Genomic DNA, 6,838 nt, shown 5'->3' with positions numbered 1-6,838 from the left:
CTGGCGGACATGGCGATGAAGCTGGAGGCGGCGCGGCAGCTGACGTACGCGGCGGCGGCGAAGTCGCAGCGTGGGGACGCGGATCTGACGTTCTTTGGGGCGGCGGCGAAGTGCTACGCGTCGGATGCGGCGATGGAGATCACCACGGATGCGGTGCAGTTGCTGGGTGGGTACGGGTACACCCGGGACTACCCGGTGGAGCGGATGATGCGGGACGCGAAGATCACGCAGATCTACGAGGGGACCAACCAGGTCCAGCGGATCGTGATGGCCCGCAACCTCCCGTAGCCCGAAGCCGTAGCCCCGGGCTCGGCACTCACGGCCCCCGACCGCCGGTCCGCGGTCGGGGGCCGTATTTCGTCCGGCGTCGAACCGTCCTGGACGTGGCGACCCCGCCGGTGTCATAAATGATCGTCAATTCTTTGCAGGGGCACGACGATTGCGGGAGATCGACGATCATGAGCAGCACCCCCGAGCAGCACCCCGCCGACAAGGTCTGGCTGGTCACCGGCGCCAACTCCGGCTTCGGCCGGGCGATCGCCGAGGCCGCGCTGGCGGCCGGTGACACCGTCGTGGCCGCCGCCCGGCGCCCCGAGACGCTGGCGGAACTGGCCGCCGCGCACCCGGACCGGCTCTTCCCGGTCGCCCTGGACGTCACCGACCAGGAGCGGATTCCGGCGGTCGTCGCGGAGACCGTCCAGCGGCACGGCCGGATCGACGTCCTGGTGAACAACGCCGGGCGCGGACTGGTCGGGGCCGTCGAGGAGTCCACCGACCGCGAGCTGCGGGACCTGATGGAGCTGCACTTCTTCGGCCCGGCCGCGCTCACCCGGGCCGTGCTGCCGCACCTGCGGGCCCAGGGCTCGGGCGCGGTGGTGCAGATGAGCAGCATGGGAGGCCGCTTCAGCTTCCCCGGGGTGGGCGCCTACTCGGCCACCAAGTTCGCCCTGGAGGGGCTGTCCGAGGCGCTGGCCAAGGAGGTGGCCGGCTTTGGGATCAAGGTGGTGATCGTGGAGCCCGGCGCGTTCCGGACCGGCTTCGCGGGTGGCGGCGCGCTCGCCCACTCCGCCCCGATCGAGGCGTACGAGCCGATCGTCGCCCCGGTCCGCACCGGGCTGCCGGACACCGACGGCAAGCAGCCCGGCGACCCGGTGAAGGCCGCCGAGGCGATCCTGGCCGCGCTGGCCGCCGAGCGGACCCCGCTGCGGCTCGCGCTCGGCAGTGACGCGGTGGACGCCGTCCTCGACACCCTCGACGAGGCGCGGCAGGAGGCCGAGGCCTGGGCGGCGGTCGGGCGCGGCACCGACTTCCCGGCCGGCGAGTAGCCCGCCGGGCGGCCGGACAGCCGCGCGACGGAAGGCCGCGCGACGGACGGCCGCACGGGGAAGGCCGTGCGACGGAAAACCGTGCGACGGCGGGCAGCCGCGCTCCGTAGGCTGCCCGCCATGTCGACCGCGCCTTCCAGGCTCCGCCTGGCCTCCCTCACCCCAGAGAACCTCGACGCCGCCCTCGCCCTGCGGGTCCGCCCCGGCCAGGAGGGCCTGGTGGCGCCGGTGGTGAAGTCGCTGGCCGAGGCCTATGTGCACGGGGAGACCGCCTGGCCCCGGCTGGTCCTGGACGGCGAGCGGCCGGTCGGCTTCGTGATGGCCTTCTTCGACATCACCTTCCACCCCGACCGCCCCGACGACCGCCCCCGCTCGGGCCTGTGGCGGCTGCTGATCGACGCCGGGCAGCAGCGCGGCGGCTACGGCCGCTTCGCCGTCGAGCAGGTCTGCGCCGAGATCCGCCGCCGTGGCGGCACCCGCGCGACGGTCACCTACGTCCCGGGCCCGGACGGCCCGGCGGAGTTCTACGCCCGCCTCGGCTTCCGTCCGACCGGCGAGACCAGCGGCGACCAGACCGTCGCCGAACTGGACCTCCCGCCGCTCAGCTGAGCAGTGCCGCCGCCTGCTCCCGTGCCTGCCGCAGCCATCCGGCACGTTCGTCGGCGGGGGAGTCGGTGACCGTGCGGAACACCGTCCGCCGTACGTCGGTGACCCCGACGTACGGCAGCACGCAGGCCGCCCAGATCCGCTCCAGCGGGTCACCGAACTCCTCGCGCTCCCGGGCCTCCGGGGTGTCCGAGGTGTTCAGCACCAGCGCCCGCCCGGCCCGCAGCAGCCCGGCCGGCTCGCCGGCGGCCGTCCCGAGCTTGTACGCGACGCCGGGGGCCAGTACCCGCTGCACCCAGCCGGTGAGCACCGCGGGCGGCATGCCCCACCAGTTGGGGTGGATCAGCACCAGCGCGTCCAGGGTGGCCACCTCGGCCCGGTGCAGGGCCAGGTGCGGCTCCTCGGACCGCTCCGCCGCGGCCACCGTGCCGGTCTCCTCGGCGGTGAGTAGGGGCGCGAAGCCTTCCGCGTAGAGGTCGTGGGCGCGCACCTCGCAGCCGCGCCCGCGCAGTTCGTCCACCACGGCCCCGTACAGCGCGTGGTTGAAGCTGCCCGGCCGCGGATGCGCCAGGTAGACCCCGATCGTGCTCATCTTCCGTCCCCCTCGGGCTGGTTGGCGGATCGATGCTACGGCCGACAGCTGCCGGGTAGGGTCGCGGACCATGACCGAGCCGGACTTCCTCACCGAGACCAGGGCGTTCTACGACGCCATCGCCACCGAGTACACCGACCTCTTCCGGGACCACTTGAGCCGCACGCCGATGGACCGGGCGATGCTGGCGCTCTTCGCGGACCTGGTCCGCGGAGAGCGTCCGGACGCCAGGACGGCCGAACTCGGCTGCGGCCCGGGCCGGATGACCGGACCGCTGCACCGGCTCGGCCTGGACGTGCACGGGATCGACCTCTCGCCGCGGATGGTCGAGCTGGCCCGGCAGGCCCACCCGGAGGTTCCGTTCAGCGTCGGCTCGATGTTCGACCTCCCCTTCCAGGACGGGGAGTTGACCGGCGTGGTGGCCTGGTACTCGATCATCCACACCCCGGCGGAGCGGCTGCCCGAGGTGTTCGCCGAGTTCGCCCGGGTGCTCGCCCCCGGCGGCCACCTGATGCTCGCCTTCCAGGTCGGCGACCAGCCCTCGCGCCAGGAGCGGCCCTTCGGGTACCCGGTGTCGCTGGACTTCCGCCGGCTGCGGCCGGAGCGCGTCGAGGAACTGGCCCGGGAGGCCGGCCTGCCGGTCACCTCCCGTACGGTGCGCGAGCCGGAGGCGGACGAGAAGACCCCGCAGGCCTACCTGCTGGCCCGCAAGCCGAAGGCCTGAGGGCTCCTACGCGGCCTCCGACGAGGACGGCGGCTGCCCGGAGGCGGCCGCGATCACCTCGTCCAGCACCTCGCGGGAGCGCAGCAGGTCGTTGATCGTCCGGTCGATCCGCTCGCGTTCCGCGGTGAGCTCGTCGACCAGCAGCGGGGTGGCGATCTCGCTCGGGCTGCCGTCGGAGTCCCGCATGCAGGGGAGGATCTTGTAGATGGTGCGGCTGTGCAGTCCGGCCGCGAACAGTTCCTGGATGTGCACGACCCGGTCGACGGCGGCCTCCGGGTACTCCCGGTGGCCGCCCTCGGTGCGGCGGGCGGCCAGCAGGCCCTGCTGCTCGTAGTAGCGCAGCGAGCGCTCGCTCACGCCCGTCCGCCGGGCCAGTTCGCCGATCCGCATGCCGTCCACCCCGTCGTCCCGGTCGTCGTCCCGCACCAAGGTCTGAAGCCGACCCCGATGGTAGCCACGCCGGCTCCGGCCGGGGAGGCGCGAACCGGAGCGCGCGACCGGACGGCACGGGATAACACAGTCGCGTGCGACCTCACCCGTCCGGGGGTGGCGCGCGACGAACAGGCGATCGTGCCATGATCCCTGCATGGCTTCCAACGTTTTCTTCGACATCACGATCAACGACGAGCCGGCCGGCCGGATCGTCTTCAAGCTGTTCGACGAGGTCGTCCCCAAGACCGCCCGGAACTTCCGCGAGCTGGCCACCGGCCAGAACGGCTTCGGCTACGAGGGCTCCGGCTTCCACCGCGTGATCCCGGCCTTCATGCTCCAGGGTGGTGACTTCACCAACCACAACGGCACCGGTGGTAAGAGCATCTACGGCGAGAAGTTCGCGGACGAGAACTTCCAGCTCAAGCACGACCGCCCGGGCCTGCTGTCGATGGCCAACGCCGGCCGCAACACCAACGGCTCGCAGTTCTTCATCACCACCATCGTCACCGACTGGCTGGACGGCAAGCACGTCGTCTTCGGCGAGGTCGTCGAGGGTATGGACCTGGTCAAGAAGATCGAGGGCCTCGGCTCGCAGAGCGGCCGCACCTCGGCCAAGATCACCATCGCCAAGTCCGGCGTGGTCGAGTAATCACCGCCGCAACCTGGCACGCACCGCCCCGGAGCGGGACGTCGGATCTTCCGGCCTCCCGCTCCGGGGCGGTTTCGTGCCCGTTTTCACACCCGTTTCCACGCCGGTTTCCGCGGCCGGCCGCGGTGCGGCGGGCAGGGTAGCCCGGAGCGCGGCTGTCCGGGCCGGAACCGGGCAATCCTGCCGCCCTCCGTCGCCGGGGTCCTACGCTCGATTCGGACGCGGCCCCAGCCGCGGCCGAACTCGACTCTGCGGCAAGGTGGTTGACCGATGATGGAGCAGGGCGCCGACGACGGCGAGGTGACCTACGAACAGGTGACGGTGGTCTCCCTGGCCGGCTGTGAGCCGGTCGGCCCGGCGCGGTTCGCCGTCCGGGTCGCCCGCGAGGGCATGACCGTGAAGCGGGTGGCGGGCTACTGGGTGCACTGGGACGAGCGGTGGGGCACGGAGGAGGTCCGCCACCACGCCCGCTGGGTCGCGGACGAGGAGTACGTGCGGCCGGACACCGGCAGCCTGGACGGCACCCTCGCGGTGATGGTCGCCGCCTACTGGACGGACCCGGCGGGTGCCTTCCCGCGACGCCCCGGTACCGAGACCGTGGTGACCTTCCGGCCCGGCGAGACCGGGCACGAACTGGTGCTGGAGCAGCCCGCCCCGGCCGCCGCCCCGCACCGCCCGGCCTCGCTGTCGGTGCAGCTGACCCACGCGAGGTGGCTGAGCGGCGACGGGCAGCCGATCCACTACGGCTTCTCGGGCGCCACCGAGTCGGCCGGCGGCGAGGGGGAGTGGCTGGTCCGCTTCCCGGAGTGCGGTACCGGCCTGCTGCCGTACGTCTAGGACGTTCCGGAGGGGCTTAGGGCGTTCCGGAGGGGCTCGGAGCGCGCCGGGCCGGCGCCGGCGAGGGTCCCTGCCCACCCGCTCGCATCCCCACCTTGCGCGCCGGTGCGCCGGCCCAGATCTCCCCGGGCCCGGTCGAGCGGGTGAGCACCGCGTTGGCCCCGACGACGGTGCCCGCGCCGACGGTCAGCACGCCCTCCTTGCACACCACCTTGGCGCCCGCGCACAGCACCGCGCCGTCCTCGACCACCACCCGCCGCATCGCGCTCTCCTCCTGCGGCACCCACGGATCCGCCCGGCCGATGGTCACGCCGTTGTAGAGCGTCACGCCGGCGCCGAGGGTGGTGTACGGGTGCAGCACGGTGCCGAAGCCGCGGTGGAAGACGACCAGTCCGGGCCCGATCTCGCAGGCGGCGGGTACCTCCATCCCGTAGAGCGCGAGCGCCTCCTGGACCAGGCGGCCCAGGAGGCGGTGGCGGCGGTGGCGGATCAGCGAGGCGACGAGTGGCATCCACCCATTGTGGCGGTGCGGTCACGCGAAGTCACAGGGCTACTTGAACTCCGGCACCGCGGTGTCGTTCCTGAAGGCGTCGAAGAGCTGCTTGGACTTGTTGGTGTCCCACAGCACGGCGGACTCGCCGGTCTTGGTCCGGTAGTCCGGGTTGCCGATCGGCACGGTCAGCGACTTGCCGCTGCCGCCGTTGACGTCCTTCATGGCGAGGAAGAGCGAGCCGAGGTCGGTCAGCCCGCAGTCCTCGTCGACGATCAGGGTGCCGAGCGCCGAGTCGACCAGCGGGTAGAAGGTGAACGGGTTCAGCAGGTTGCCCGGGGAGGCGGCCTGGTGGGCCAGGGCGCCGAGGAACTTCTGCTGGTTGCGCATCCGGCCGAGGTCCTGGTCGGCCATCTGGTGGCGCTGGCGGACGAAGGCCAGGGCCTGCTTGCCGCTGAGCGTCTGGTCGCCGGCCTTGAGGTCGAGCCCGGAGTCCTTGTCCTTGACGTCCTGGTCGATGTGCATCTCGACGCCGCCGATCGAGTCGACGATGCCGACGAAGCCGCCGAAGCCGATCTCGGCGTAGTGGTCGATCCGGAGGCCGGTGTTCTGCTCGACGGTCTGGACCAGCAGCCGGCCGCCGCCGTTGCCGAAGGCCGAGTTGATCTTCGCGGTGGTGCCCTTGACCGGCTTGCCGTTGCTGCCCGGGTGCTCGGGGATCGGCACCCAGGAGTCGCGCGGGATGCTCATCAGGGTGTTCCCGTTGTCCCCGACGTGCAGGATCATCATCGAGTCGCTGCGCTTGCCCTCGGTGTCGTGCCCGGTGTGCAGGTCGTCCTGCTCGGCGTCGGTGAGGCCCTGGCGGCTGTCGGAGCCGACGATCAGCCAGTTGGTGCCCTTGCCCGCGGCCGGGCGGCCGGGGTAGTCGGCGAGCACGTTCTCGTGGTTGAGCTTGGAGTCCGCCCAGAACCAGGTGGAGACGGCGGTCACCATGACGGCGATCAGCACGCCGAAGACCGACCACTTCACGATCCGCCGCCGCGGCCAGCGCCGGGCCTGGGCACCGGCCGGGCGGGTGCCGCCGGGCCCGCCCGGGCCACCCGGGCGGCCATGACCGCCGGGCCCGCCCGGGCCGCCGGGACGCCCCGGGCCGGCGGGACGGGCACCGGGTGCGCCGGCCCCC

General features: G+C 72.6%; 10 protein-coding genes. 6 read left to right on the top strand and 4 right to left on the bottom strand.

The features are described from left to right. The 3 genes from ACFU7Y_RS37010 to ACFU7Y_RS37000 all read left to right on the top strand — a co-directional run. Positions 1–288: acyl-CoA dehydrogenase family protein (locus tag ACFU7Y_RS37010; protein ID WP_380770986.1), on the top strand; the 288-nt coding region annotated here is incomplete at its 5' end. A 170-nt stretch (positions 289–458) separates the two neighbouring features. Continuing rightward, entirely contained in the window at positions 459–1,325 is an 867-nt protein-coding gene (locus ACFU7Y_RS37005) for an oxidoreductase (RefSeq protein ID WP_380770985.1), read from the top strand. 120 nt (positions 1,326–1,445) lie between these two features. Further along, positions 1,446–1,934 carry a GNAT family N-acetyltransferase gene (locus ACFU7Y_RS37000; RefSeq protein WP_224283739.1) on the top strand — a complete coding sequence of 163 codons (489 nt, stop codon included), beginning with the start codon at positions 1,446–1,448 and terminating at the stop codon, positions 1,932–1,934. Here ACFU7Y_RS37000 and ACFU7Y_RS36995 read toward each other — a convergent pair. Beyond that, on the bottom strand, positions 1,927–2,523 hold the full coding sequence (locus ACFU7Y_RS36995) for an NAD(P)H-dependent oxidoreductase (protein ID WP_224283738.1): 597 nt from the start codon (positions 2,521–2,523) through the stop codon (positions 1,927–1,929). The two genes, ACFU7Y_RS37000 and ACFU7Y_RS36995, sit on opposite strands and share 8 nt — an antisense overlap. A 70-nt stretch (positions 2,524–2,593) precedes the next feature. Here ACFU7Y_RS36995 and ACFU7Y_RS36990 point away from each other — a divergent pair, with 70 nt between their 5' ends. Then, entirely contained in the window at positions 2,594–3,247 is a 654-nt protein-coding gene (locus tag ACFU7Y_RS36990) for a class I SAM-dependent methyltransferase (RefSeq protein ID WP_224283737.1), read from the top strand. A 6-nt stretch (positions 3,248–3,253) separates the two neighbouring features. Here the strand turns inward: ACFU7Y_RS36990 and ACFU7Y_RS36985 are convergent, their stop codons facing one another. Beyond that, positions 3,254–3,637, bottom strand: coding sequence for a MerR family transcriptional regulator (locus ACFU7Y_RS36985; RefSeq protein ID WP_224283741.1), 384 nt, complete (start codon positions 3,635–3,637; stop codon positions 3,254–3,256). A gap of 196 nt (positions 3,638–3,833) precedes the next feature. Between ACFU7Y_RS36985 and ACFU7Y_RS36980 the strand changes: the two genes are divergently transcribed. Further along, positions 3,834–4,328: a peptidylprolyl isomerase gene (locus ACFU7Y_RS36980; RefSeq protein WP_224283736.1), complete on the top strand. Its 495-nt coding sequence runs from the start codon at positions 3,834–3,836 to the stop codon at positions 4,326–4,328. A 270-nt stretch (positions 4,329–4,598) separates the two neighbouring features. After that, the gene (locus ACFU7Y_RS36975) at positions 4,599–5,165 is read left to right on the top strand and encodes a hypothetical protein (protein ID WP_224283735.1); all 567 of its coding nucleotides are present in this window, start codon (positions 4,599–4,601) and stop codon (positions 5,163–5,165) included. A gap of 16 nt (positions 5,166–5,181) precedes the next feature. Here ACFU7Y_RS36975 and ACFU7Y_RS36970 read toward each other — a convergent pair whose 3' ends face one another. Then, positions 5,182–5,676, bottom strand: a complete 495-nt coding sequence (locus ACFU7Y_RS36970) for a hypothetical protein (RefSeq protein WP_380770983.1) — start codon at positions 5,674–5,676, stop codon at positions 5,182–5,184. A 39-nt stretch (positions 5,677–5,715) separates the two neighbouring features. Continuing rightward, a partial coding sequence (locus ACFU7Y_RS36965; protein ID WP_380770982.1) for an LCP family protein occupies positions 5,716–6,838 on the bottom strand: 1,123 nt, incomplete at its 5' end.

It is taken from the genome of Kitasatospora sp. NPDC057542 (assembly GCF_042801945.1).
Taxonomy (GTDB): domain Bacteria; phylum Actinomycetota; class Actinomycetes; order Streptomycetales; family Streptomycetaceae; genus Kitasatospora.
This window is presented reverse-complemented; position numbering and strand designations above follow the sequence as displayed.